Annotated in this window: 23 protein-coding genes, 4 tRNA genes and 1 pseudogene; 18 read left to right on the top strand and 10 right to left on the bottom strand. The window is 57.1% G+C overall.

Features of this window, described 5'->3' with window-relative positions; genetic code table 11:
- Positions 1 to 120 precede the first annotated feature (120 nt).
- Positions 121 to 618 carry a GspH/FimT family pseudopilin gene (locus tag ABRP31_RS23350; RefSeq protein WP_349972580.1) on the bottom strand — a complete coding sequence of 166 codons (498 nt, stop codon included), beginning with the start codon at positions 616 to 618 and terminating at the stop codon, positions 121 to 123.
- Between the two features lie 131 nt (positions 619 to 749).
- On the opposite strand from ABRP31_RS23350, the gene ABRP31_RS23345 reads away from it, so the two are divergent.
- From ABRP31_RS23345 to thiO, 7 genes are read left to right on the top strand one after another with little or no spacing between them, the layout of a single operon-like run.
- The gene (locus ABRP31_RS23345) at positions 750 to 1229 is read left to right on the top strand and encodes a GspH/FimT family pseudopilin (RefSeq protein ID WP_349972581.1); all 480 of its coding nucleotides are present in this window, start codon (positions 750 to 752) and stop codon (positions 1227 to 1229) included.
- Positions 1222 to 1755: a type IV pilus modification protein PilV gene (gene pilV, locus ABRP31_RS23340; RefSeq protein ID WP_349972582.1), complete on the top strand. Its 534-nt coding sequence runs from the start codon at positions 1222 to 1224 to the stop codon at positions 1753 to 1755. Before ABRP31_RS23345 ends, pilV begins: the two co-directional genes overlap by 8 nt.
- Positions 1752 to 2459 carry a prepilin-type N-terminal cleavage/methylation domain-containing protein gene (locus tag ABRP31_RS23335; RefSeq protein ID WP_349972583.1) on the top strand — a complete coding sequence of 236 codons (708 nt, stop codon included), beginning with the start codon at positions 1752 to 1754 and terminating at the stop codon, positions 2457 to 2459. Before pilV ends, ABRP31_RS23335 begins: the two co-directional genes overlap by 4 nt.
- A 13-nt stretch (positions 2460 to 2472) precedes the next feature.
- On the top strand, positions 2473 to 2976 hold the full coding sequence (locus tag ABRP31_RS23330; protein ID WP_349972584.1) for a PilX N-terminal domain-containing pilus assembly protein: 504 nt from the start codon (positions 2473 to 2475) through the stop codon (positions 2974 to 2976).
- Positions 2963 to 6178 (top strand): PilC/PilY family type IV pilus protein, encoded by a 3216-nt coding sequence (locus ABRP31_RS23325; RefSeq protein WP_349972585.1) that lies wholly within the window; start codon positions 2963 to 2965, stop codon positions 6176 to 6178. Before ABRP31_RS23330 ends, ABRP31_RS23325 begins: the two co-directional genes overlap by 14 nt.
- 11 nt (positions 6179 to 6189) lie before the next feature.
- A complete protein-coding gene (locus ABRP31_RS23320; RefSeq protein WP_349972586.1) occupies positions 6190 to 6612 on the top strand; it encodes a type IV pilin protein in 423 nt (140 codons plus the stop codon).
- Positions 6613 to 6635: 23 nt separating this feature from the next.
- Positions 6636 to 7739 (top strand): glycine oxidase ThiO, encoded by a 1104-nt coding sequence (gene thiO, locus ABRP31_RS23315; protein ID WP_349972587.1) that lies wholly within the window; start codon positions 6636 to 6638, stop codon positions 7737 to 7739.
- Between the two features lie 158 nt (positions 7740 to 7897).
- Here the strand turns inward: thiO and ABRP31_RS23310 are convergent, their stop codons facing one another.
- The 4 genes from ABRP31_RS23310 to ABRP31_RS23295 all read right to left on the bottom strand — a co-directional run bounded on the left by ABRP31_RS23310 (position 7898) and on the right by ABRP31_RS23295 (position 12446).
- A complete protein-coding gene (locus ABRP31_RS23310) occupies positions 7898 to 9238 on the bottom strand; it encodes a sigma-54 dependent transcriptional regulator (protein ID WP_349972588.1) in 1341 nt (446 codons plus the stop codon).
- Between the two features lie 2 nt (positions 9239 to 9240).
- On the bottom strand, positions 9241 to 10833 hold the full coding sequence (locus ABRP31_RS23305) for an ATP-binding protein (RefSeq protein WP_349972589.1): 1593 nt from the start codon (positions 10831 to 10833) through the stop codon (positions 9241 to 9243).
- Positions 10823 to 11062 carry a PP0621 family protein gene (locus ABRP31_RS23300; protein ID WP_087272729.1) on the bottom strand — a complete coding sequence of 80 codons (240 nt, stop codon included), beginning with the start codon at positions 11060 to 11062 and terminating at the stop codon, positions 10823 to 10825. The genes ABRP31_RS23305 and ABRP31_RS23300 overlap by 11 nt, the downstream gene beginning before the upstream one ends.
- A 370-nt stretch (positions 11063 to 11432) precedes the next feature.
- Entirely contained in the window at positions 11433 to 12446 is a 1014-nt protein-coding gene (locus ABRP31_RS23295) for an outer membrane protein assembly factor BamD (protein WP_349972591.1), read from the bottom strand.
- 148 nt (positions 12447 to 12594) lie between these two features.
- On the opposite strand from ABRP31_RS23295, the gene rluD reads away from it, so the two are divergent.
- The 9 genes and pseudogenes from rluD to ABRP31_RS23250 all read left to right on the top strand — a co-directional run bounded on the left by rluD (position 12595) and on the right by ABRP31_RS23250 (position 20197).
- Positions 12595 to 13557 (top strand): 23S rRNA pseudouridine(1911/1915/1917) synthase RluD, encoded by a 963-nt coding sequence (rluD, locus tag ABRP31_RS23290; protein ID WP_087272735.1) that lies wholly within the window; start codon positions 12595 to 12597, stop codon positions 13555 to 13557.
- The gene (gene pgeF, locus ABRP31_RS23285) at positions 13554 to 14282 is read left to right on the top strand and encodes a peptidoglycan editing factor PgeF (RefSeq protein ID WP_349972592.1); all 729 of its coding nucleotides are present in this window, start codon (positions 13554 to 13556) and stop codon (positions 14280 to 14282) included. Before rluD ends, pgeF begins: the two co-directional genes overlap by 4 nt.
- Positions 14283 to 14658: 376 nt before the next feature.
- A complete protein-coding gene (gene clpB / locus ABRP31_RS23280; RefSeq protein ID WP_087272742.1) occupies positions 14659 to 17223 on the top strand; it encodes an ATP-dependent chaperone ClpB in 2565 nt (854 codons plus the stop codon).
- 284 nt (positions 17224 to 17507) lie between these two features.
- A tRNA-Asn gene (locus tag ABRP31_RS23275) sits at positions 17508 to 17583 on the top strand.
- Positions 17584 to 17604: 21 nt separating this feature from the next.
- A tRNA-Pro gene (locus tag ABRP31_RS23270) sits at positions 17605 to 17681 on the top strand.
- 5 nt (positions 17682 to 17686) lie between these two features.
- Positions 17687 to 17762: transfer RNA gene (locus ABRP31_RS23265), tRNA-Lys, on the top strand.
- A gap of 102 nt (positions 17763 to 17864) precedes the next feature.
- Positions 17865 to 17941: transfer RNA gene (locus ABRP31_RS23260), tRNA-Pro, on the top strand.
- 666 nt (positions 17942 to 18607) lie between these two features.
- Positions 18608 to 19117 (top strand): annotated as a pseudogene (locus tag ABRP31_RS23255) (cache domain-containing protein); the annotation flags it as partial.
- A gap of 216 nt (positions 19118 to 19333) precedes the next feature.
- A complete protein-coding gene (locus ABRP31_RS23250; RefSeq protein WP_372489470.1) occupies positions 19334 to 20197 on the top strand; it encodes a methyl-accepting chemotaxis protein in 864 nt (287 codons plus the stop codon).
- Between the two features lies 1 nt (position 20198).
- On the opposite strand, the gene ABRP31_RS23245 is transcribed toward ABRP31_RS23250, so the two are convergent.
- The 5 genes from ABRP31_RS23245 to ABRP31_RS23225 form a co-directional block, all read right to left on the bottom strand.
- On the bottom strand, positions 20199 to 20966 hold the full coding sequence (locus tag ABRP31_RS23245) for a heme ABC transporter ATP-binding protein (RefSeq protein ID WP_349973813.1): 768 nt from the start codon (positions 20964 to 20966) through the stop codon (positions 20199 to 20201).
- Positions 20966 to 21991, bottom strand: coding sequence for an iron chelate uptake ABC transporter family permease subunit (locus ABRP31_RS23240; protein WP_349973814.1), 1026 nt, complete (start codon positions 21989 to 21991; stop codon positions 20966 to 20968). Before ABRP31_RS23240 ends, ABRP31_RS23245 begins: the two co-directional genes overlap by 1 nt.
- Positions 21988 to 22893, bottom strand: coding sequence for an ABC transporter substrate-binding protein (locus ABRP31_RS23235; protein ID WP_349973816.1), 906 nt, complete (start codon positions 22891 to 22893; stop codon positions 21988 to 21990). Before ABRP31_RS23235 ends, ABRP31_RS23240 begins: the two co-directional genes overlap by 4 nt.
- Positions 22894 to 23243: 350 nt before the next feature.
- A complete protein-coding gene (locus ABRP31_RS23230; protein ID WP_349973817.1) occupies positions 23244 to 24617 on the bottom strand; it encodes an ATP-binding protein in 1374 nt (457 codons plus the stop codon).
- Positions 24614 to 25276: a response regulator gene (locus ABRP31_RS23225; protein ID WP_087272767.1), complete on the bottom strand. Its 663-nt coding sequence runs from the start codon at positions 25274 to 25276 to the stop codon at positions 24614 to 24616. The genes ABRP31_RS23230 and ABRP31_RS23225 overlap by 4 nt, the downstream gene beginning before the upstream one ends.
- Before the next feature lie 169 nt (positions 25277 to 25445).
- Between ABRP31_RS23225 and ABRP31_RS23220 the strand changes: the two genes are divergently transcribed.
- Both ABRP31_RS23220 and ABRP31_RS23215 read left to right on the top strand, forming a co-directional pair.
- The gene (locus tag ABRP31_RS23220) at positions 25446 to 25715 is read left to right on the top strand and encodes a PepSY domain-containing protein (RefSeq protein WP_027900126.1); all 270 of its coding nucleotides are present in this window, start codon (positions 25446 to 25448) and stop codon (positions 25713 to 25715) included.
- Positions 25715 to 26260: a cytochrome b/b6 domain-containing protein gene (locus tag ABRP31_RS23215; protein WP_349973818.1), complete on the top strand. Its 546-nt coding sequence runs from the start codon at positions 25715 to 25717 to the stop codon at positions 26258 to 26260. Before ABRP31_RS23220 ends, ABRP31_RS23215 begins: the two co-directional genes overlap by 1 nt.
- Positions 26261 to 26270 lie beyond the last annotated feature (10 nt).

Below are 26270 nucleotides of genomic sequence, written 5' to 3'. Positions count from 1 at the left end.
CGATGTATCAGACATGCCGCTATTGCTGCCTCGCGGTGCTCGTGAGCTCCTACAGAAAATGCGTTGCAGGCAGGGGGCTGCAAGGCCAGCGTGAAGCGGCAACCTCCCGATTCAGATGACTTAACCGCAAAGCTTTTCCGGCTTGGGTACGCTTTCAATTCTGACCCTGCCGGTATTGGCCATCACTACTGTGTGATGGCTCAGCGCGTCATTCACGTCGCAGATGAAGAGTCTTCCAGCCACGAATCCGCTGTCTGATGGCGACCCCAAGGCGTTGAAGCGAATCTGTCGAGTGACATGTTGGTTGCCGAAGACTGGTACTTTCCCGCTTCGAGTCCGCTCTGTCAGCACCAGATCATCGTCACTGCCTTTCGGATCAACCACGATCTGCCAGCCTTTGCTCCAGTTGTCTTCGATGGCCCGAATCACCACCGGCCGACTTCTAAGAATCGCCTCCGTTCGCGCCGTGCGTATGCCGCTGGCCAGTTGCTGGGCTACATCAAGCCTGCGCTGGCTCATGACTATTTCACTGAATGCCGGAACGGCAAGGGTAACGATCAGTCCGATGATTACCATCGTGACTGCTAGCTCGATAATCGTAAAAGCAGCTTGTTTCATATATTTCCCTCCCTGGAAATTGTCATTTGAATGCCAGCCGGGCGTTCGTCCCTGCCAAACAACCGTACATCCCTGTTTACAGTTTCAGCTCTGGATGCTGTCCTATAGTCGTAACGTCAAGGAGACACTCAATGACTCAGCGATCCAAGGGGTTCACCCTTATCGAATTGTTAATCACTGTGTCGTTGGTGGGGATACTCGCGGCTATTGCCATTCCCAGTTTCAATAGTTCGATACAGAGTTCAAAGGCTGATACCGAAGTCAGTGATTTGCAGCGCGCGCTCAACTATGCCCGGCTTGAGGCGATAAACAGAGGTGTGAACATTCAGGTTCGGCCCAATGTCGACGGTACGGCATGGAACACTGCGCTTAAGGTGGTGCCGGCGTCAGATACTTCCAGCGCGTCGGCTTTGAGGGTCACATCGCCCATGGGAACGGGGTCGGCGCTGGCTGTTCCGGGTGTCAATTTGATCGAGTTCAATAACCTTGGTGGGCTCTCGGCTCCGGCCAGTGCCGTTGCAATGACTTACACACTGGGCACGACGATCACCAAGACTGTGTATGTATGCTTGAACGGCCGAATAGTTTCGAGTGGAAATTGCGATGGTTAAGGGACGAAAGAGTAGTCAGGTTGGCATGACGCTGATCGAGGTGCTGGTGTCGGTGTTGATTTTAGGCATTGGTCTGTTGGGGGCTGCGGCTATTCAACTGAACGCGTTGCGGTACACCGATAGCTCGGCAATGACCAGTCAGGCCAGTTTCATTGCCTACGACATGATGGACCGCATCCGGGCGAACGTAGATGGTAATGCCGCGAACAATAGCGCCAATGTCCTGGCCAGCTATGCCCTGGCTTCATTGGCCAATGCGCCCGCAGCCAGTGCCAGCAATATGAGCAATGCCGTCACGCAAGACCTTGCTGACTTCAGCACCAATATCACCAACTTTGCCGGGGCCTCTGGTGCTGCCAGCAAAATCGTGATCGCCAAGCCTGTCGTGACCATCACCATTACCTGGGATGACACGCGGGCTGCCGCTGCAAGCGATACGTTTCTGGGGAGAACCCCGGGCGCGACAAATCCACAACAGTTTGTTCTGAGCTCACGCATCGGTGTCAACGACGTGGTAGCCCCATGAATAGATCTGTCCGAGGGTTTGGTCTGGTCGAGATCATGGTGGCGCTGGTGCTGGGGTTGATCGTGAGCATGGGGATCGTGCAGATTTTCATTGCCTCCAAAGGCACTTATCAGTCTCAGAATGCTGCTGCACGGATGCAGGAAGATGCGCGTTTCGCCCTGAGCAAGTTGATGCAGGAAATCCGCATGACCGGGATGTACGGCTGCGTTGATTTCGATACGACGATAGTCGCCCCCGCCATTACCAAACCTGCGGATCTCAATAATCCGATTCTCTGGGATAACGCCAACAATACGCTCACCCTTGTCACCGCAGACGTGGGGACCTCCGGCAGTTCGCCGACCTGGAGTGTGGTGTCCAATTGCAGGACGACTTCCCGGATTTATAACGGCACGCGAGCGCCGGGTGTGGGAGAAACCAGCTTCCCTCTGCGCAAGATCACTTATAGCCTGGTCGGAACCGATCTGAGAGTGAAGGTCGGAAATGGTACCGAGCCTGCACAACCGTTGGTGAGTAATGTCCGGGCATTCACCGTCGATTTCGGGGTAACCGGATCACCGATGTCCTACATCAAGGTTATCGACAGCACCGCGCTCGCCCTTAATATTCGCAGCGTGCGCCTGACATTGGTCGTATTTGACCCGGCGGGCAAAGTGCGTGACCAGACCTATAACGTTGTTGCCGCTTTGCGTAACCGGTTCTGAACGGATGCATGCCATGAAAACTAAGTCGCGCGCTACTTCAACGGGATATCCCTCCAGGCAAAAGGGCATGGTGCTGCTGGTCAGTCTGGTCTTTTTGCTGCTGTTGACGCTGGTGGGCGTCTCTTCGATGCAGAACGCGACCCTGCAGGAAAAAATGGCCGGCAGCGTGACAATACGTAATCAATCTTTCCAGATGGCAGAAGCGGTATTGCGTCTTGGTGAGTCGGCTATTCAGGTCGTGGGTTACTCATTGGCTGCCTGCACCACCCCGGCCGGGTGTGCTCCTCCAACGGATTCAACGACGGTGACCGCCGCAGGCAACAGTTCGGCAGGGGTTCCGTGGATAGCCGCGGGCGGGGGCTTCTATGTCATTCAGAACCTTGGCACCACCGCCTCGCCGGTCAATCGGCCGCCAAGCTGTTCGGCCAGCAGTTCCGTCACGCTTTATCGAGTGACGGCGAGCGTAGTTCAAGGGGTATCGAGAACGGTACTGGAGAGTATTTATGCCAATTGCTAGGTTGCCGGGCCGTATTCTGAAGTATGTCTACGGTGCATTACTGGCGTTGTACCTGACAGCCCCCGCTTATGCGTTTACGCCCGCGCAAGTGCCGCTGCTGAGTTCTCCGGCGGTGCCGCCGAATCTGATGCTCCTGGTGGATAACTCGGGGAGTATGTACAACATTATCTGGTCGTCGGCATTTGATCCGACGGTGAACCGTACAGAGGTCAGTTACTACTCTACGCAGTGTCTGAACGCTGCCGGGCTGATCGTATTGTGTACGACCCCAACCACCATAAGGGGAAACGACACTCTGACGGTGGGAGATATTAACGCCACTGGCGTCCTAGGCCTGTCTCTGAACTGTTTGTTAGGCGGGGTCCCCATTTTTCGCAATAACAACATGTACTGCCTGAAATTGCCTGACCCCGCAGGCAATGGCCAAACCCGCTATACCGCTAACTATCTGTCGTGGCTGATCGACTCGGTTCCTTACACGTTCCTGTTTGGCTACTACAAGGATTACACCACCGGCAATATTCCCAACGATTATCGGATGAATATCGCCAAGACTGTCGCCACCAATCTGGTGACTAACAACACTTCGTTGCGTATCGGCCTGGCTCAGTTCAATGAGCCCAACAATCTCGATCTCGGCCCTGGCGGCAGAATATCCCGACCTGTCGCCGACCTTTCTCCGGTAACCGCCACGGTTTACCAACCCACGCCAGTGACTCAGGCTCAGGCCACCACCAATATCAATAATCTGAAGAACTCTATCGCGGCGCTGACGCCATCTGCCAATACCCCGATCGCAGAAACCTATTACGAGATCACGCGTTATTTCCGGGGGATGACCTCGTACTATCCAAGTCCCCCGACGACGTATACCAGTCCGATTCAGTATCGCTGTCAGAAGAACTATGGAGTGGTGATCACTGATGGCTTGCCAACCTATGACCGGACGTTTCCCGCCAACGACCCGGATGACCTCGCTGATTCCTCTCGGTCGCTACCCAATTGGGACTTGAATGCTGCCAACGACGGCACGTTGAATGGCGACGACGAAGGCAGTACGTTTTACCTTGATGACCTGGCCAAATTCGCCTACGACATTGACATGCGCAAGGCGTCGAACGGTACTGACCTGACGGGCAAGAGCTGGGACACCACTGGTTTCAACAAGCAAAACATGAATACCTACACCATCGGTTTTACGCTGGGAGACCAGATGCTGATCGACGCCGCCGACGATAACCACGGGCGAGGCAAGTATTACCAAACGAACGACAGCGCCGGATTGACCAATGCACTCAATCTCGCACTCAGTGACATCTATGCCAAAGCCGGTTCGGGTGGTGGCGGGGCGGCAAGCTCATCAACGCTCACGTCCTCGACGCGGATCTATCAGACCCTGTATGACCCCACTGATTGGCACGGCACGATCAGGGCTTACAACCTTAATGCAACGACGGGGGTGCAGCAAACAACCCCGGCCTGGAGTACCGACTCACAAATTACCAGCACGGCAACCCCCCCGGCGTTCGAGTCGTGGAACACTGCCACGTCGGCAAAGATAACCCTTAACTACGCTAACTTTTCCGCACCACAACAAACTGCGCTCAATGCAACCCTGCCCACAGGTGTTACCGGAGCGCAACTCATTGCATGGACCCAGGGCACTGCGAACGCCAGGCTGCGCACCCGTACTCGCTTGTTGGGCGACATCATCAACTCACCCCTTACGGTCGCGCAGCCTACTGAAAAGACCTCTGCGGACCTGACCGGTAATACCTCGTACTCGACGTATCTGACCACCAAAGCCGCCAACATGAACCTCAACCTGCTGGTTAATGCCAATGACGGATTCTTCAACGTCATTGACGCCAATACCGGCTCCCGCCGTTACGCGTATATGCCATCGACTGCCTTGACGTCACTCGCAACCATTGCATCGACGACTTATGGTTCCGGTGCTCATAAATTTACAGTCGACGGACAGATAGGTGTTTTTGATACCCAGATCGGGACGAATTGGTCGACTGTTGCCTATGGCGGCACCGGTGCTGGTGGCAAGGCCTTCTTTGCGATCAGCCTGTTTCAAGGGAGCGCCAATAACATCGGGGCGTTGTGGGAGGTTAAAGCCCCCGATACCTCTACGCCAGCCAACCTCTATAACAACCTCGGTTACACCTATGCAAAACCAGATGTGGCCCGTATGGCCAATGGCACCGGCATCGTCGTGGTCGGTAACGGCTATGGCAGCTTCACCGGCAACGCATCGCTGTTCGTGCTTAATGCCGCCACCGGCGCAGTGATCAGAGAAATTCCGATCCCTCCAGCGTATGCCCTGGCGGATAACGGTCTGTCCTCAGTCAAGTTGCGGGTCAATGCGCAGAACGTCGTGCAAGCAGCTTATGCGGGCGATTTGAAAGGACGCATGTGGAAGTTCGACATGAGTGGTGCGGCCGCCAGTAGCTGGGGAGTCGCCTTTGGCAATAAACCACTGTTTACTGCACCGGGTGGTGCTGCACAGCCGATCACAGTGCAGCCGTTGCTGATGGACCATCCCACGAATGGCAAAATGGTCTATTTCGGTACCGGCAAGTTTATGGAGGTCGCGGATAAAACCACCACGGCTCAGCAAGCGTTCTATGCCGTCTGGGATGCCGACACAGGTGTCGGTGACATTGTGCAAAGTGGTTTGCAGGTGCAGAACATCAATCCTGGCAGCATAACTGGCAGCGGTGCCACCTATTACTCCACCACTAATAATGATGTGGACTGGGCATCGAGAAAAGGCTGGTATCTGCCGCTGTCCACCACCGAACCTTTTGTTGGTGAGCGGATTATCTATCCGGCGCAAACGACGCGAGGTCGTATTCTGTTTACAACTGCGGCGGTCAACTCGACCGATCCTTGTGAAAGCACCGGCACCGGCCGTGTGTTCCAGCTAGATGCTGCCAAGGGCGGGATGCTCAACTACTCGATCCTGGATACCAATGGCGACGGCAGGATCGATTCTGCTGATTCGCGTGTCGCCGGTATCGCGATCGGTACCGGGATTCCTAATCTGGTCGCTGTTGTGGCCGGGCTGGCTGGCGCGGATGACAACATGTATATCATCGACTCCAGCGGGAACTTCATTCGTCTTCCAACGAAGGGCGATGGTAGCGGCACTAACGTTTACCAACGCATCATGTGGCGGCAAATACAGTAGGAATACGGCGTATGCGCAGCAGATCAGCAGGCTTTACCTTGATGGAACTCATGATCGTCGTGGCGATTGTCGGTATTCTTGCCGCCATCGCGTACCCCAGTTACACGGAGTATGTGAGGCGTACCCACCGGGCGGAGATTGCGAGCCTGTTGACTGAGCAGACTCAGGCACTGGAGCGGTTCTTCTCTCGCAATGGCAAATATACGGATGTTCCTGCAGCCGGAGGCAATGCTGCGGTGAACCTGATTATCTCGCCGGGTAATGCTTATTACACGATCGCGGCGGTTCGGGCCGATCAGACGTTCACGTTGACGGCGACACCTATTGCGGGGTCGATAATGAACGGTGACAAATGCGGTAATTTCATCATTACCAATACTGGCGCCATCAGCAACTCCACTGGCCTGGCCAGCAAAGACTGCTGGGGCCGCTGATCGCTTTTTTGAATGAGTGCAAGATGTCCAGGCAGGTTGTGATTGTTGGCGGTGGTGTGATCGGTCTGTTGACTGCATTTAACCTCGCATCCGAAGTTGAACAGGTGATCCTTCTGGATCGCTCTGATGTAGGGCAAGAGTCTTCCTGGGCGGGCGGCGGCATTGTTTCTCCCCTTTATCCCTGGCGTTACAGCTCTGCTGTGACAGCGCTGGCGCATTGGTCGCAGGATTTCTATCCACAACTTGCCGAGCGTCTGCTTGCACAGACAGGCGTCGACCCTGAAGTTCACACCACCGGGTTGTACTGGCTGGATCTGGATGATGAGCAGCAAGCGCTGGAGTGGGCGATTCGCGAGGGGCGCCCGTTGAGTTCGGTGGACATCTCTGCGGTTCACGATGCGGTGCCCGTGCTGGGGGAGGGATACACACGAGCCATCTATATGGCTAACGTTGCTAACGTGCGCAATCCCCGGCTGGTCAAATCCCTTAAAGCCGCATTGCTGGCGCTGCCTAATGTCACCCTTCATGAACAATGCGAAGTCTTGGGCTTTGTCCGCGAAGCAGATCGGGTTTTGGGTGTGAGTACGTCTTCCGGAGATATTCTCGGCGATCAGGTGGTTCTGGCGGCCGGGGCCTGGAGTGGTGAGTTGCTCAAGACGCTTGGCCTTGAGCTGCCGGTCGAGCCGGTAAAGGGCCAGATGATTCTGTACAAGTGCGCAGAGGATTTTCTACCGAGCATGGTGCTTGCCAAGGGGCGTTACGCGATCCCCCGACGCGACGGGCATATTCTGATCGGGAGCACGCTGGAGCACGAAGGCTTCGACAAGACGCCGACTGATGTCGCGCTGGAAAGTCTCAAGGCGTCTGCTGTAGAGCTGCTGCCTGCGCTGGCTGATGCTCAAGTGGTGGGTCATTGGGCAGGACTGCGTCCGGGCTCACCTGAAGGCATTCCTTACATCGGGCCTGTTCAAGGGTTTGAGGGGCTGTGGCTCAACTGCGGGCATTACCGAAACGGTCTGGTCCTTGCCCCCGCGTCCTGCCAGTTGCTGGCGGACCTGCTGGTCGGACGTGAACCCGTCATTGATGCTGCGCCGTATGCGCCGACGGGTAGGTTGGCTGGGCTATGACTCGTTCTTCGATCCGGCGCTGTCGTGCAGCAAGCACGGACCTATAGGAGCGCACGAGCACCGCGAGGCCGCGATAACGGAGTATCAGACAGGACGCCATCGCAGCCTTCGGCAGCTCCTGCTGGTCACTTGTCGTTGCATACCCAATTTAGAGCCCTCTACTCCAAGCCCAACTTTTTCAACCGATAACGCATCGAGCGAAACGTCAGGTTCAGGCGCTGTGCCGCTGCGGTGCGGTTCCAGCGGGTTTCTTCGAGGGCTTGCAGAATCAGTTTGCGCTCGATGCTTTCCAGATAATCTTCAAGGTTGTCGATGTCCGCGAGGTTGGCGCCGTCTTGCTCGGCGGATGCTGACGGCTGCGCCAGACGCAGGTCGGCTACATTGATCTGGTTGTTTTCGCACAAGGTATAGGCGCGCTCGAGAATATTTTCCAGCTCACGCACGTTCCCCGGAAAACGGTAACTCTTGAGTGCCTCAAGCGCTTGCGGGGCGAGCTGCGCAACGGGCTGTGATGATTCATCTGCCAGGCGCTTGAGTACGTGGGCGGCCAGTTGTTCGATGTCTTGCCGACGTTCCCGCAACGGGGGCACCTGCAGCTCGATGACGTTCAGCCGGTAATACAAGTCCTGACGAAAGCGCTGAGCGCTGACTTCGACCTGCAGGTCTTTGTGCGTGGCGCACAGCACGCGTACGTCCACTACCAATTCCTGCTGAGCACCCACGCTGCGTACCGATTTCTCCTGTATCGCCCGCAGCAGTTTTACCTGCATGGTCAGCGGCAGGTCGGCAACTTCATCAAGAAACAGCGTCCCACCGTTGGCCGCCTGAAACAGCCCCGGTTTATCCTCATGTGCCCCGCTGAAGCTGCCCTTGCGATGGCCGAAGAATTCGCTCTCCATCAACTCGGAAGGAATAGCGCCGCAGTTGACCGGGATAAACGGCCGTTCGGCGCGGGGTCCTTGCTCATGAATCAGCCGGGCTACGCGCTCCTTGCCACTGCCCGATTCGCCGCTGATATAGACCGGAGCCTGGCTGCGCGCCAGCTTGTCGATTTGCTGGCGCAGAGCCTGGATGGGCGGCGAGTCGCCAAGCAGGCGACGAGCAATGCCCGGCGCAGGCTGACTTGGCGGGTTGAGTCGCAGCGCGCTGCTAACCAATTCCCGCAGTCGGTTCAGGTCCACGGGTTTGGTGAGAAAATCAAAAGCCCCAGCCTTCAAGGCATGAATCGCAGTGTCCAGGCTGCCATGTGCAGTAATCATCGCGACGGGTGTGAGGGGATGGCGCTGCTGGATGTGCTGCACCAGTTCAAGGCCAGTGCCGTCGGGCAGGCGCATGTCGGTCAGACACAGATCGAAGGGCTCACGGGCCAGCCAATCCATGGCTTCCTTGACGTTGCACGCACTACGGGTATCGAGTTTCATCCGGCCTAGAGTGATCTCCAGCAGTTCGCGGATGTCCGGCTCGTCGTCGACTATCAGGATTTTTTGCCGCTGGCTCATGTTCAACTCAACTTCAACGGATGGGCAAAAGTGATGCGCAGACAACTGCCGCCACCTTCCCGAAATGTGTAGTCCAGATGTGCCTGATTGCTTTCGCAAAGCTCCCTTGAAAGATAAAGACCCAGGCCGGTGCCCTTGCTCTCTGTTGTGAAAAAGGGTTCAAACATTTTCGTCATGTGTTCATGAGGGACGCCGGGTCCATCATCGAGTACTTCCAGAATCGCCTGATCACTGCGTGGCTCCTGAAACAGGCGGATCCACACTTGTGCGTGTTCATGGCTTTTACCACTGTAGCGCATAGCGTTTTGCACGAGGTTGTTGAGGACCTGATTCAACTGCTCGGCATCCATACGCGTGGTGAGCGGAGCCGGGGTTATTTGCAGGTGGATCGACTGATGGGCGGGCAGTCGACTGCGAGTCTCCTCGACAAACTGTTCCAGCCAGATCTTCAGATCCAGTAATTGCGGCTCGGCGTGGCGTTGGCGGGACAGCTGCAAAACGTTTTCGATGACGCGATTCATGCGCTGTGATTGCTCATGAATGATCTGCCCCAGGCGATGATCGGCGCTGGTCAGTTCTTCCGACTCATTGAGCAATTGCGCGGCATGACTGATGGCGCCCAGCGGGTTACGGATTTCGTGGGCAATACCTGCCGTCAGACGGCCTAGCGCGGCGAGTTTCAGTTGCTGAGCCTGTTGCGATATCTGCGACAGATCTTCAAGAAAGATCAGGGTCTGGCGCTGATCGCCGCGGTTAAGCGCAGCGAAGCCCGGTTGCAGGACCGGCCCGTTGGGTGACACTGAAATACTTTGTGGAACCAGTGCGGGATTGATCAGCCACTGCCGTAGCCCTGTTACCAACTGCGGCGAATAAGTGTCGATAATCGAGCCGGTCAGTTGTTCGTGGCCGAGCAGATTCAGCGCGCTCTGATTGGCCAGTAACACACGGCGACGTGCGTTCAGTACCACGATGCCGGTGCGCATGCGTTGCAGAATCAGGGCGTTGAGTTCTTCGAGATTGTCCACATCGGCAGCGCGTTGTTCGGCCAGTGTCTCGCTGATGTGCAAACGTCGGGTCAGGGCCTGAACCAGCAGGGCTGCCGCAAAGCACAGCGCGCCCAATGAGCCGGCCTGTAAGTAGTGACTTGCCACCGTGGGGTTGCTGAAACTGATGTAGAACGTCAGATAGATGATGCCAATGGCTGCAACGGCAGCAATCAGCAAGCCGATGCGGCCGCGAAGCAATACGTTGCTGATGGCGACTGAAGCGATCAGGACGTTGCCGATACCGCTGGGCGGTCCACCTCCGGCATAGAAAAGCGCCGATAGCAGCAGCGCGTCGGCCATTGCCAGGACGAACAGTTGTGCCTGACGATTGGGGCGCTCCAGCAATACAACGATCAGGATGTTGAAGACCAGATACAGCCAGCAACCGGCGCGAAACAGGTTGGGGTTGGCCATTTCCAGCAGTTCGGTGTCCAGACTGCTGGAAATCAACAGCACCAACATGATGCCGATGGTTAATCGATAGAGGTTATACAGACGCAGAATGCGCTGGGCCTGAAGGCTGCCCAGCGAAAGTGTTTCAGCGATCACGAGTCGCAGGGCCTTCCAGGCGATGTGCTTCGCTGCAGTACCATTGCTGGCCTTGGTTCAAGGCTCTGTCCTGAGGTAGATGGACACCGCATTGGGCGCAGCGGACCATTGGCGCAGCAACCTCTTCTGGTGGCCGGGCAGTGCGACGTGGAGCTGGCGGGTTGAGCAGACGCTTGATGAACCACACAACCGCCGCGATCAGCGCGACCCACATAAGTAAGCGAATCATGATTTCCAGCTTAGTGATTGGAGATTTTGCAGTGTAGCGAAGGAGGGTAGGTTGTGTCTCTGTGAGAGACCAGCCACTGGAGACAGGACTTATTCGGCCCACTACGCTGCTAAGCATTATTTAGCAGGGTGCTAATGCTGCGACTGTCAACAAACGAAACCTGATCTGGAATACGGTTCTGTAGCTCACGAGCACCGCGAGGCAGCGATGGCGGTCTGTCTGATAAACCGCTATCGCGGCCTCGCGTTGCTCGTGCGCTCCTACAGGCCCGCCGTTTGACGCGATGTACACCAAGACAGCTCCTGAAAAAGCGGGTAATCCCGGGCACAAAAAAAGAGGCCCTCAGGCCTCTTCTTTGTTAACGCGGATGTCAGTCGAACACACCAAACGTCATGTAGCTGAACCACGAGCGGTCGTTGTTGCCTTCCGCTTCGTGTTCCTGCTCGTCGAGCTCTTCCTGATTTTCTGGCAGCAGCTCACGCGGGATGGCTTGCTTGGCGTCTTCGTACTGCTTGATCACGTCCTGGTTGGCGCGGGTTTCGCCCGGCGGCAGCGGCGGATTGCTTTCGATCAGGCCCAGTGTTGCCTTGGACAGCCACGAGCGGTTGTCGGCTTCGTCTTCACGCGGTACGAACTGACCGTCCACCAGTTGCGGGTGGTTAGGGTAGTTGGCTTTGAGCACTTCCAGGCTGGTAGCTGCCAGGTCGTCCAGATGCAGGCGCTGATAGGACTCGACCATTACGGCCAGGCCATCACCCACGGATGGGGTTTCCTGGAAGTTTTCGATCACGTAACGGCCACGGTTAGCGGCGGCTACATAGGCCTGACGGGTCAGGTAGTAGTCGGCTACGTGAATTTCGTAAGACGCCAGCAGGTTGCGCAGGTAAATCATGCGCTGCTTGGCGTCCGGCGAATAACGGCTGTTCGGGTAGCGGCTGGTCAACTGAGCGAACTCGTTGAAAGAGTCGCGGGCGGCACCCGGGTCACGTTTGGTCTGATCCAGCGGCAGGAAGCGCGCCAGCAGGCCCACGTCCTGATCGAAGGAAGTCAGGCCTTTCATGTAGTAGGCGTAGTCGACGTTCGGATGCTGAGGGTGCAGGCGGATAAAGCGCTCGGCAGCAGATTTTGCGGCCTCCGGCTCACCGTTCTTGTAGTTCGCGTAAATCAGTTCGAGCTGTGCCTGATCAGCATAGCGACCGAATGGATAACGCGACTCCAGTGCCTTGAGCTTTTCAGTGGCGGTCGAATAGCTGTTGTTACCCAGGTCGGCCTGCGCCTGCTGGTACAGCTCGACTTCGCTCAGGTTTTCGTCAATCACTTCCTTCGACGAGCAGGCAGCGGTGAGTGCGAGGATGGCTATCAGCAGCAGGTGTTTCACTTGCATGGCGGCTTGCGTCCCTATAACGGTCGCTGTCTTGGGCGTGACCGTCCTGTTATGATGAGCACCCCGCGGAACCCCCGGGGCAAAAGACGCCGTATTTAACCACAAGCGCGCTGCCGAAACCAAAGGCTAGCCGCCACCTAGTCTGGCCATGTCCGAAAATATAGAACTTCGCGCAGAGGTGCCGTCCGAATTGGGCGGTCAACGCCTCGATCAAGTCGCCGCACAATTATTCGCTGAGCACTCGCGCTCGCGCCTTTCTGCCTGGATCAAGGACGGCCGTCTGACGGTGGACGGAGGCGTATTGCGTCCTCGTGACATCGTACACGGCGGTGCTGTTCTGCAATTGATTGCAGAGCAGGAGGCGCAAGGCGAGTGGCTCGCCCAGGACATCGAACTCGATATCGTCTACGAAGACGATCAGATCCTTGTCATCAACAAACCTGCCGGTCTGGTCGTGCATCCCGCTGCTGGTCACGCCGACGGCACGCTGCTCAATGCCTTGCTGCACCACGTACCGGACATCATCAATGTGCCGCGCGCCGGTATCGTGCACCGTCTCGATAAGGACACCACCGGTCTGATGGTGGTCGCCAAGACGATTCAGGCGCAGACCCAGCTTGTGACGCAACTGCAAAGCCGTACCGTCAGCCGCATCTATGAATGCATCGTGATCGGTGTCGTCACTGCAGGCGGCAAGATCGACGCGCCGATTGGCCGTCACGGTCAGCAACGTCAGCGCATGGCGGTGATGGAAGGTGGCAAGCAGGCGGTGAGTCACTATCGCGTGCTTGAGCGTTTCCGTTCCCACACGCATGTGCGGGTCAAACTGGAAACCGGGCGTACTCACCAGATCCGCGTGCACATGGCGCACATCAACTATCCGTTGGTGGGTGATCAGGCCTACGGCGGCCGCTTCCGTATTCCGCCAGCCGCCAGCGTGACCATGGTCGATTCGTTGAAAACCTTCCCGCGTCAGGCGCTGCATGCACGTTTCCTGGAACTGGATCATCCGACCACCGGTAAGCGCATGAGCTGGGAATCGCCATTGCCTGACGATTTCGTCTGGCTGCTGTCGTTGCTCAAGCAGGATCGCGAGGCGTTCATCGGGTGAGTGACTGGCTGATTCCTGACTGGCCCGCGCCTGCGGGGATCAAGTCCTGCGTCACAACCCGTAATGGCGGCGTCAGTCTGGCGCCGTTCGACAGTTTCAATCTGGGCGATCACGTTGATGACGATCCACACGCCGTCGCGGCCAATCGCCTGCGTCTGACGTCAGAGCTGCAGATTCAGGCCGCCTGGCTCAAACAGGTACATGGTGTGGGAGTGGCGCAGGCCGATCCGACCCAGGTGGTCGAAGCGGACGCAAGTTGGACCGATAAGCCAGGTATTGCCTGCACCATCATGACTGCCGATTGCCTGCCTGCACTTTTCTGTGATCGGGCCGGTACTCGTGTGGCGGCTGCTCACGCCGGTTGGCGTGGTCTGGCAGCTGGCGTGCTGGAGGCTGCTGCCGATAGCCTGCAAGTGGCACCCGAGAACATCATGGTCTGGCTTGGCCCTGCCATCGGCCAACCGTCCTTTGAAGTGGGCCCGGAAGTTCGCGAAGCGTTTATAAGCACGCATCCGCAAACCGACGCTGCTTTTATGCCCAGCAAAAATTCGGGTCGGTTCATGGCCGACATCTATGCCCTCGCTCGCTTGAGATTGGCAGCCCACGGAATTACTGCCGTATACGGCGGTGGCTTCGATACCTTCACTGATCCTCGCTTCTATTCCTACCGACGAAGCGCCCGCAACGGTCGTTTTGCGTCGCTGATCTGGATCGATCGAGGCTGATTTCATACGCAAGTCAGGCAGGAACGCGCCTTGCGAAGCAAACATTGGACCTGTAGGAGCGCACGAGCACCGCGAGGCCGCGATAGCGGTATATCAGACAGACCGCCATCGCTGCCTCGCGGTGCTCGTGAGCTCCCACAGAAAAACATTCCAGATTAGATAGTTATTGTTTGTTTGATGAGAGCGATAGCACCGTTTACCCGTGCGCGAATTCATCCATGAGGCTATCTTTCAAACGTCCCACTGCAATGCTGGTCTGCGTCAATTAAATTCAGCTTGAATCTCACGCAAACGCCCGCATGTACTTGGGCATCCAGCAGGTTTTTTTCATAGGTGTGTTTATTTGCTCCGGCCTGCTTATATAGGAAGGTGACTAATGCGTATCGATAGATTGACCAGCAAGCTGCAATTAGCGTTATCTGATTCCCAATCCTTGGCGGTAGGTCTCGACCATCCGGCCATTGAGTCTGCGCACTTGATGCAGGCATTGCTTGATCAGCAGGGCGGCACCATCAAGCCTCTGCTCCTGCAAGTGGGCTTCGACATCAACAGCCTGCGCAAAGAATTGAGCAAAGAGCTCGACCAACTGCCGAAAATCCAAAACCCGACGGGCGACGTGAATATGTCGCAGGATCTGGCGCGTCTGCTTAATCAGGCAGATCGTCTGGCACAGCAGAAGGGCGACCAGTTTATCTCCAGTGAGCTGGTTTTGCTGGCAGCCATGGACGAAAACAGCAAGTTGGGCAAATTGCTGCTCGGCCAAGGCGTCAGCAAGAAGGCGCTTGAGAATGCCATCAGCAACCTGCGCGGTGGCTCGGCCGTCAACGACCCTAATGTCGAAGAGTCGCGCCAGGCTCTGGATAAATACACCGTCGACCTGACCAAGCGTGCCGAGGAAGGCAAGCTCGACCCGGTGATCGGCCGTGACGACGAAATTCGTCGGACCATTCAGGTGCTGCAGCGCCGGACCAAAAACAACCCGGTGTTGATTGGCGAACCTGGCGTGGGTAAAACCGCCATCGCGGAAGGCCTCGCTCAGCGGATCATTAATGGTGAAGTGCCGGATGGCCTCAAAGGCAAGCGCTTGCTGTCGCTGGACATGGGCGCGCTGATCGCCGGTGCCAAGTTTCGGGGTGAGTTCGAGGAGCGCCTGAAATCGCTGCTCAATGAGCTATCCAAACAGGATGGCCAGATCATCCTCTTCATCGACGAATTGCACACCATGGTCGGCGCCGGTAAAGGCGAAGGCTCCATGGATGCGGGCAACATGCTCAAGCCTGCCTTGGCGCGTGGCGAGCTGCATTGTGTCGGTGCGACCACGCTCAACGAGTACCGCCAATATATAGAGAAGGACGCGGCCCTTGAGCGGCGCTTCCAGAAAGTGCTGGTGGATGAGCCGAGCGAGGAAGACACCATCGCGATCCTGCGTGGCTTGAAAGAACGCTATGAGGTCCACCATAAAGTCGCGATCACTGACGGCGCGATCATTGCGGCGGCCAAACTGAGCCACCGTTACATCACCGATCGGCAGTTGCCGGACAAGGCCATCGACCTGATCGACGAAGCGGCCAGCCGTATTCGTATGGAAATCGACTCCAAGCCGGAAGTGCTCGACCGCCTTGAGCGCCGCTTGATCCAGTTGAAGGTTGAATCCCAGGCATTAAAGAAAGAAGACGACGAAGCCGCGATCAAGCGCCTGGAAAAACTGCAGGAAGAAATTGTCCGTCTGGATCGTGAATACGCTGACCTGGAAGAAATCTGGACTTCAGAGAAAGCCGAAGTCACCGGTTCTGCGCAGATCCAGCAAAAGATCGAACAGTCGCGTCAGGAGCTGGAAGCGGCTCGTCGCCGTGGTGATCTGAACCGCATGGCTGAATTGCAGTACGGGATCATTCCGGACCTGGAGCGCAGCCTGCAAATGGTCGACCAGCACGGCAAGCCTGAGAATCAGTTGCTGCGCAGCAAGGTGACCGAGGAGGAGATTGCCGAAGTCGTCTCCAAGTGGACCGGGATTCCGGTATCGAAGATGCTCGAAGGCGAACGCGACAAGCTGCTGCGTATGGAAAGCCTGCTGCACCAGCGCGTTATTGGTCAGGACGAAGCCGTGGTTGCGGTTTCCAACGCGGTACGTCGTTCTCGTGCGGGATTGTCTGATCCGAATCGCCCAAGCGGTTCGTTCATGTTCCTGGGCCCAACCGGTGTCGGTAAGACCGAGCTGTGCAAGGCGCTGGCGGAGTTTCTGTTCGACACCGAAGAAGCGATGGTGCGAATCGACATGTCCGAGTTCATGGAGAAACATTCCGTGGCGCGGTTGATCGGTGCACCACCAGGCTATGTAGGTTATGAGGAGGGCGGTTATCTCACTGAGGCGGTCCGTCGCAAGCCTTACTCCGTTATCTTGCTGGACGAGGTGGAGAAGGCGCATCCGGATGTTTTCAACATCTTGCTGCAAGTGCTGGAAGACGGCCGTCTGACCGACAGCCACGGCCGGACAGTGGATTTCCGCAATACCGTGATCGTCATGACCTCCAACCTGGGCTCGGCGCAGATCATCGAGCTTTCGGGGGATCGCGAAGCACAGCGCGCGGCGGTGATGGATGCGGTAAGTAACCACTTCCGTCCGGAGTTCCTGAACCGTATCGACGAAGTGGTGATCTTCGAACCTCTGGCCCGCGACCAGATTGCCGGCATTACGGATATTCAGCTGGCTCGCCTGCGAAGCCGTCTGACCGAGCGCGAACTGAAACTGGAGCTGAGCCCTGAGGCGATGGATAAACTCATCGCAGTGGGTTACGACCCGGTTTACGGCGCTCGTCCGCTCAAGCGTGCGATTCAGCGCTGGATTGAAAACCCGCTTGCACAGTTGATTCTGTCGGGTGGTCTCATGCCGGGCTCCAGCGTCACTGGCACAGTAGTAGACGACGAAATCGTCTTCAACTGATGGGGTTTGCAGTTCAGGCTCGCCAGCGGTGTGCTATCGCAGGTGGGCCTGGCGCTGCTGATTGTTGGATTTGCGAGGGCTTAAAGGCCATCTGAAAAAAAATCGCAAATCATTGTCTTAAAAGCAATTTAAGGGGTTGACACCTCTTTTTAAAATTGTAGAATAGCGCGCCTCAGAGACGTGAACGCAGCGATGCAAACACATCGAAGAGGTTGAATTAACAAGTTAACAGCGCGTTAGTTCAGAGCAGTAAGTTGTAGAAGTTGCATCTGAAATCGATACGTTCCGCGATAGCTCAGTTGGTAGAGCAAGTGACTGTTAATCACTGGGTCCCTGGTTCGAGTCCAGGTCGTGGAGCCAGATTTCAAAATGTAGCTGTATCGGGGTATAGCGCAGTCCGGTAGCGCGCCTGCTTTGGGAGCAGGATGTCAGGAGTTCGAATCCCCTTACCCCGACCATTTTTGGGTCGTTAGCTCAGTTGGTAGAGCAGTTGGCTTTTAACCAATTGGTCGTAGGTTCGAATCCCACACGACCCACCATTTTTGGCCTCAGTAGAAATACCGTGGCCGAATCTTATAGATCTGATGCCATTCGCATCAAATCGCAGACGGCTTGTTGAGGCGTCTTTAAAAAGTTTCACCCGGGGTATAGCGCAGTCCGGTAGCGCGCCTGCTTTGGGAGCAGGATGTCAGGAGTTCGAATCCCCTTACCCCGACCATCTTCACAAAATAGCCTGATTTAAGCCTGGTGCTCAAATCGGGCTTTTTTGCGTCTGCGTTTTGGTGCGGGAATGGGGTCGCGTGAAGTGGGCGTTGTGGCCTGACTGAAAAGACCGCTCCCGCCGTCGCAACCTCCATGCACCTAAGGCAGTGAGTAAGCGCCGTAAACATAGTCAAGAAGCTAACTCTCTGGTCAGTGTGGTGCCGCCGGGATTCATTGGTGTTGTCGCAGCATTGTTGGTTACGGGCTATCCGTTGGGGGGCGTGGCGATTCTTGGGGTATTGCCATCGCCACCGTGCTGACGCTGTTTTTCCTGCCGGCACTTACATCGTTTGCTATGGGATCAAGCCGCCGAACAATTAAAGCGCAGTTGTTGTAAGCGCCAATGTGTTGACGAGATGTTTGAAGTGCTCAATCGAGACTTCAGTTCGCCAAGACGTAGGATGCTGTAAGGCGGTAATTCTTTTACGATTGTGCTCTTATATGTATGTATGTGCTGTTTAGTTTATTGGTTGAAAATTATCTGAACTAATTTTCAACTAGTCAGTAAAGTCTTGCCCAAAATGGCCGATAGCCATTACTTCGTATATAAAACTAATAATCCGAAGGAAAAGAGCCCCAGGGCTTTTTCAAGGAGCTGGACGTGAAGTTATCGCACCGTTTGATGATTCTGGTTTTTACTTCTATTGTGGGCCTCGCCACGATTGGTATTCTGGCCTTGAACACCCTGCACTCAACCATGCAGGAAGATAAGCGAAACGAAATCCACACCGTGCTTAGTCTCGCCACCCAGCAAGTGGCTTATTTTCAGGGGCTGGAAAAAAGTGGCAAGCTGACCCGCGCTGAGGCTCAGGCTAAAGCCGTTGAAGCGCTCACCAATATGCGCAACGGCACACAAACATACATATGGGCGCGGAGTATTGACGGCCTGGGCCTGGTGCACGCCATCGCCGACAAGGTCGGGAAAATTGACCTCGGAAAGGCCGCTAACGGCAAAACCAGTATCCAGAATTACGTCGATAACCTGGCCACCACCCAGTTCTATTATTACGACGACATTACAACCCACCCCGAAACCAAAGCGGTGGTGCCAAAAATAAACGGCGTTACACGCATCAGTGACTGGAACTGGTTTATCGGCTTCGGCATATTTGTCGCCGATATAGAAACGGCCTACTGGAAGTTGGCGTATGACTTCATTGTTGTCGGTATTGTATTAATCCTGATCGTGGTGGTTGTCGCGTGGCGTATCTCGAAAAGTATCTACAGCAGCCTGGGCGGTGAGCCGGCTTACGCCGCGAGTGCTGTCGGCGCCATTACTAATGGTGATCTAAGTCAGACCATTGCTTACAGTCCCGGTAAGCTCAGCCTGCTGTACAGCGTCGCGCAGATGCAGAAAAACCTCAGGGAAATGATCAACTCCATTCAGCACAATGCGCAACAATTAGGACAGGCAGCCAATGGTCTGTCGGGACAAATGAATCAGCTGGATTCTGCGTCGCAGCAAACCTCGGATGCGACAACCGCGACGGCTGCTGCGATCGAGGAAATGTCGGTGACCATCGAACACATCTCCTATAGCGCGGGTGAAACCGAGAAGAACTCGGCGAACTCCACACAGCTTGCTGCGCAGGGCGAGAGACTGGTCAATGATGCCGCTCAGGCGATTCAGCAAGTGTCGGTGCAGATAGAGGACGCTTCGCAGCTGATTGCCGGGCTGGTCACGCGGACCCATGAAATCGATGGCATCGCCAGCGTCATCAAAAACATCGCGAGTCAAACCAACTTGCTGGCGCTCAATGCGGCCATTGAGGCTGCACGGGCGGGGGAGCAGGGACGCGGCTTTGCCGTGGTGGCAGATGAGGTGAGGAACCTTGCTCAGCGTACGTCCCTGGCAACCGAGGAAATCACCGCCATGATCACCTCGATTCAGACAGATACCGGTTCGGTCGTTGCGGGAATGGGAGCCGTGACCCCGCAAGTGGTACTAGGGGTGGAGTTGGCTGAAAAGGCCGCGAATGCTTTGCGCCACATTAATCAGGAGGCCTCTGCCACGCTGGTGCAGGTGCGTGAGGTGGCGGCATCGACGGGTGAGCAAAGCCAGGCCAGTGCCAGTGTGGCGCAAAATATCGAGCGTATTGCCAATATGGTTGAGGCCACCGCAGATTCCGTCGGCCACGCCAACAACAACGTGCAGCAACTTGAGGTACTGGCTCAGGAGCTGCGTACCTCAGTGTCCAGATTTGTGCTCTAGATCAGCGAACGATGACTACCGGGTAGCCGTCCACGGGGTGTTCCTGGATCAGTACTTCCAGGCCAAAAACCTCATGCAGCACATGCGGCTGTAGCACTTCGGCGGGAGTGCCCAAGGCGTGGATGCGCCCTTCGGCCAGCAAGAGCAGTTGATCGCAGTAGCGGGAAGCCAGGTTCAGGTCGTGCAACACCAGCGCGACTGACACGCCGTCGGCGGCCAGTTGCCGGATTCGTTGCAGGGATGCGTGCTGATGGCGTGGGTCGAGGGCGGCGGTCGGCTCGTCCAGCAACAGGGTTTTGCCGGGTACGGCAGGCCAGAGCTGGGCGAGGGCGCGAGCCAGTTGTACCCGCTGGCGTTCGCCGCCGGACAGTTGTGTATATGATCGTTCGGTCAGGTGGCTCAGGGCGCAATGAGCTAACACTTGTTCGACGATTTCGGCGTCGGCTTGCGCGCCGCTGTCGTGTGGCAAACGACCGAACCCCACTACCTGATTGACCAGGAAATCGAACTCCAGGGTTGATGTCTGTGGGAGTACTGTCAGCTTCTGTGCCCGTTCGCGTCCTGTCCAGGTGCTCAGTGATTCGCCCTCCAGCAACACGTGGCCGGTACTCGGTGAAAGCTCGCCACTCATAGCCCCGAACAGGCTGCTTTTGCCCGCGCCGTTAGGGCCGAGTACACCCAGTACTTCGCCTCCGACTAAGCTCAGGTCAATATCACGCAAGCGCCAGTTGCTACCGGTTTGCAGCCCCAGGCCAGAAACGCTGAGCATCAAATCCCCCTACGTATCAATAGATAGAGAAAAAAGGGTGCACCGAGCAGTGCGGTGACAATCCCCAGCGGCAACTCGGCGGGGGTCAGCAGCATGCGCGCAATGGTGTCGGCCAGGAGCAGCAGACTCGCGCCGCCCAGCAGAGACGCAGGCAGCAACAGTCGATGATCGGGGCCCGCCAGCAGCCGCAACAAATGCGGGACGACCAGCCCGATGAACCCAATCAGACCGGCTGCGGCAACCGCTGCGCCGACGCCCAGTGCTGTGCAGAAAATCAGCTCGGCCTTGAGCCGTTCAACTTCGATACCCAAGTGTCGGGCTTCCGATTCGCCCAGCAACAGCACGTTCAAGGCCGCTGCCCGACGCGGTAACCAGACGGCGACCGCCAGCACAATCACTAGCAAGGGCCAGAGACGCGCATAGCTGGCACCGTTGAGGCTACCCAGATTCCAGGAGGTCAGTTGCCGAAGGGTTGCGTCATCGGCCAAATAACCCAGAAGGCCGATCAGCGCGGCTGCCATGGCGGTGATGGCGATCCCGGCGAGCAGCATGATCCCGACGCGGGTCTGCCCGGCGCGGTAACCCAATCGGTAGACAATGGCCGTCACGCCCAAACCTCCAGCGAACGCGCACAACGAAAGCAAATACGGCTGGAACCAGGCAGGGGCCGCCATACCCCCCAGGCAGATAGCAAATGCTGCGCCCAACGCTGCGCCGGTGGAGACGCCGATCAATCCTGGATCGGCCAGCGGATTGCGGAACAACGCTTGAATGGCAACGCCTGTGATCGCCAGCACCGCACCCACGGCAATGCCGAGTAATGTGCGCGGTAGTCGAATCTGACCGATGACCAGCACGGCCTGTTCATCGGCTGCTATAGGGAAGCCTGCGATATGCGCCAAGGCCCGCAAGGTATCAACCAGCGCCAGATTCAACGGGCCCAGGGTCAACGACAGCAGGACGCTGACCAGCGTCAATCCGCCAAGGCCAATCAATAAGGGTCTGGCCTGAAGTCTCAGGCTCATGGTTTATGGGCGATCGTCGCGCCGAGGCTTGGGCGGAAAGCTTGGGCCAGTGCTTCGGCAGCGGCGGGCAGACGAGGACCCAGGCCGCCGACCAGCAGCGTGGCGTCTAGCGGCAGCAAATGGTTTTCACGTACGGCGCGGCTACTGGCGAGGCCAGGGTTTTGCGCGACCAGTGCTTGTGCCGCCTCGGGACCATTGATTCGCCGGTCAGCGATGACAATGAAAGCCGGATCCAGTCCCAGCAGCATCTCACTGGACAGCGGTTTGTAACCTTTGTGCGTGGCGATGTTATTGGCTCCGGCCTGGGTCAGCAACCATGCACCCAGCGTGTCCGAGCCTGCCACCAGTGGCCGGTCGCCGGCGCCACCGACCAGCAAAAGCACGCGTGGTGCCTGGTCCTTGTTGGTCGCCAAGCGGCTGGAGAGTTTGTTCAGGTTGTCGCGAAACGCTGCAAACTCTGATTGAGCCTGATCGTTTTTGCCCAGCCACGAACCCAGTTGCTTGAGGTTGCTTTCAAGTGCCGGGAGTTCCGGTTTGGAGGACAGCATCTCGACACGCACCGAAGCCCGACGCAATTGTTCCAGCACCGGTGGCGGCCCCATTTCCTCGCTGCCCACCAGTAAGTCTGGACGCAGTGCCAGAATGCCTTCAGCGCTGAGTTGGCGTTGATAACCAATTTTCGGCATCTTTTCCAGGCTGGCTGGATGTTGACTGGTGGTGTCTACGGCCACCAGCCGCGACTCGCCGCCCAGCTCGACGATCCACTCACTGATCGAGCCGCCCGCCGAAACCCAGCGTTGCGGCAAGTCCGCCGCCAGGCTGGTCTGGGCCAGCAGCCACAAACCCGTTGCAGCGACGAGGGCTTTGGAGAAAGAAAAAGACTGGGCTGCGAGGCGGCTCATGGTTATGTCCTTAAGGCATTACCCGGCAAATAGTGATCAGAATTGCCAAGATGAAGAATTCGAGAACACATACTATCCGCAAATGACATTTTTTCTCATTAAGATGTCGTAACCTTTTTGTCCTGCCGCATTGTCCGGAGAAAATCAGCACACCGTCATCGCTACCTTGCCTTGCTCGTTAGCTTCGAAAAAATGCAACTACCTGATTGGAGTGCTTTTCTGTAGGAGCGCACGAGCAATGCGAGGCCGCGATGGCGTCCTGTCTGATACACCGCTATCGCGGCCTCGCGTTGCTCGCGCGCTCCTACAGGTCAGTATTTGTTGAGCGACAGCGGACAGGCCCAGCAACTTCAGGTCCCTAGACTCCTCAGCCGCAACTGCGCGCAACATCCGCCATCGGGGCGGTTGCCGATCTGCAGGGTGCTGTCGAGTTTCTTGACGATCATTTCGACGATGGCCAATCCCAGCCCTGCACCGTTGCTGTGGCCATTGCTGTAGAAACGTTCCAGCAGGCGCGGTGCATTTTTTTCGTCGATGCCCGGCCCGCTGTCCTCGACGCGCAACTCGGCCAGGCCGTCATGGCTGTGGTCCAGAATGACTCGAATCTCACTGTTGGCCGGAGCGAAATTCAGGGCGTTGGTCAGCAGGTTCTGGAAGGCCACAGTGATGGCCGCGGGATCACTGTGTAACCGGAAATTTTCTACCCCATCAAAGACCAGTTCTACTTTTTTCTCGGCCGCCAGCGGTGTCAGTTCGGCAAGTTCTTCACGTACCAGACTGCCCAGGTCGAACGTCTGCAATTCGCTTTGATTTACCTTCGGTTCCAAGCGCGCCATGGTCAGCAACTGGCTGGCAATCCGCGTGGCGCGGTCGACGCCATGCACCAGATAGTCCAGCGCCTCTTCGCGTTGTTCCGGCAGTTGCGCCTGTCTGGCGTTTTGCGCGTGGATGCGCAGGATGGTCAGCGGTGTCCGCAGTTCGTGGGCCGCATCTGCGATAAAACGGCGCTCTCGTTCCAGCAGATTTTCGATCTGGATCAGCAGGCGATTGAGCGCGGTCTGCATCGGTTCCAGCTCTTTGGGCAGCGGTGCCAGATGCAGCGGCTCAAGACTCTCCGGCTCGCGTCGACGAATGACGCTGGCCATGAATTGCAGTGGGCGCAAACCCCAGCCAATCGCCAGCCAGATCGCCAGGGCCAGAAGGGGAACGCCAATCACAGTGGGCCACAAGGTGTGGCGGACGATGCGCTGAATTAGGTCTTGGCGCACATCGTCACGCTCGCCGACCCAGATCAGCAACCCTTGCTGCGCGTCGACCAGCAGGAAACCACACCAGTCATTGCCGTCTTTGAGGAAATCATGTGAGCCCTCGGTAACAGGCGGGCCGTCCAGCTCCGGCGCCTCGGCGGAGCGCACCAACAGTTCGCCGTTGCTGCGCCAGATCTGGAACGTCAAACGGGTCTCATAGGGATGAGCAGCCTCACCGCCGCCCACTCGACTCATGGCTTCATCGAAAGCCTGATACAGCCGATCAAGGTCGGTCTCGCCCGGTGGCCGTTGGCGCAGAACGCCCTGCAGCAGGCGTGCGCTTTGCGCCAGTTGGGCGTCGTAGACTTCTTCAATTTCATTGTGGCTATCGCGTAGCGCCAACCAACTGATAGTCAGGTCGCCCAACAGCAGCAGAAGCAACACAGGGACGAGAATGCGCGCGCGAACTGAACTCATGACAAGGTCTCGATCCGGTAGCCCACACCGCGCACGGTGCGGATCAATTCGGCGGAGAGTTTTTTACGCAGGTTGTGGATCAACACCTCCAGCGTGTTGCTCTCCACCTTGTCTTGCCAGCCGTAAAGCGTCGACGACAAACGCTCGCGGGTCACGACTTTACCGGGCCGGATCATCAGTTGATGCAGTAACTGATACTCCATCGGCGTCATGGCGATTTCGACACCGTTGAAGCTGACTTGTTGGGTCGCCGGATCAAGGCTGATTTGCCCATGTTCCAGCAACGGTTGCGCACGACCCTGACTGCGTCGCAGCAGTGCACGAACCCGGGCTTTGAGCTCGTCCACATCGAAGGGTTTGACCAGATAGTCATCAGCGCCAGCGTCCAGCCCGGCGATACGGTCGGGGGTGCCGTCACGAGCGGTCAGGATCAATACAGGCAGGGACTGTTGCTCCGCGCGAATCTGACGCAGCAAGTCGATGCCGTCCAGACGCGGCAGGCCAAGGTCAAGCAACAGTAAGTCGAATCGCTCGCTGCGCAAGGCATGTAAAGCACTCGCGCCGTCCTGCAACCAGTCCAGCGTATAGCCTTCGCTGCCGAGGGCGACACGGATGCCCTGGCCTACGGCGCGGTCATCTTCCACAAGGAGCAGGCGCATAAGGTGTTCCGTATTGGTTTCAGCCGGTGAGGGCGCACATGATGCCGCTACGCCAGCGCTTCGGGCAGGGCCTTGCGTCGGGGAAGATGTAACGGTCTGTTGCGTCCTAAGCTTTCGCTAAGCTTTGTTTCGCACAGTAGCGGCTCCTTAGTTCTTACGAGTGTCTGCCATGCGTAAAGTCCTGTTGCTGGTTCCCTTCCTGCTCGCCAGTCCGCTGGCCCTTGCCGGTCCACAATGCACCACTGCCGAACGCTCCACCTGGCAGGATCAGGGCAAATTCCAGGAGCAACTGAAAGCTCAGGGTTACGAGATCAGCAAGTTCAAAGTCACTGACGGCAACTGCTACGAAATCTACGGCTTCGACAAAGACAAACGCAAAGTCGAGATCTACCACGATCCGGTCACCGGTAAAGCTGTGAAGACCGAGATCAAAGGCTAATGACTCGGCCGACCCTGCGCCTGTGGGACCCGCTGGTGCGGCTGTTCCACATTTCCCTGGCCGGTGTTTTCGTCGCTAATTACTTCTTCAATGAAGCCGGTGACGATTGGCACGTCTGGCTGGGTTACTACGCGGTTGCCTGGCTGGTGGTCCGAGTGGTGTGGGGTTTCATCGGGCCGCGCAGTGCGCGCTGGTCCGATTTCTGGCCGACGCTTGCGCGTTTGCGTGCCCACGTTGGCTCGCTAATCAGGCGTCAGCCGGAACATCGGCTTGGGCATTCGCCGCTGGGCGCGCTGGTCATGGTGCTGATGATGGCGATGATTTGCGGTATCGGTTTGACCGGATGGCTGATGACCGAAGTGGATGCCCTGTGGGGCGCAGACTGGCCTCAGCAGATTCATGAAACGCTGGCTGACGGCCTGGCGTTGGTGGTGTGCCTGCACATAGCGGCGGCACTGTTTGAAAGTTATCAGGTGAAGGACAACCTGCCGTTGTCGATGATCACGGGTCGGCGACGGCCACTTGCCGAAGAGCCACGTGATTGAGCCCAGACAT

Origin of the sequence: Pseudomonas caspiana, assembly GCF_040224095.2 — a bacterium.
Taxonomy (GTDB): Bacteria; Pseudomonadota; Gammaproteobacteria; order Pseudomonadales; family Pseudomonadaceae; genus Aquipseudomonas; species Aquipseudomonas caspiana.
The sequence above is the reverse complement of the archived record's forward strand: the minus strand, read 5'-3'. Positions and strand labels throughout refer to the sequence as shown.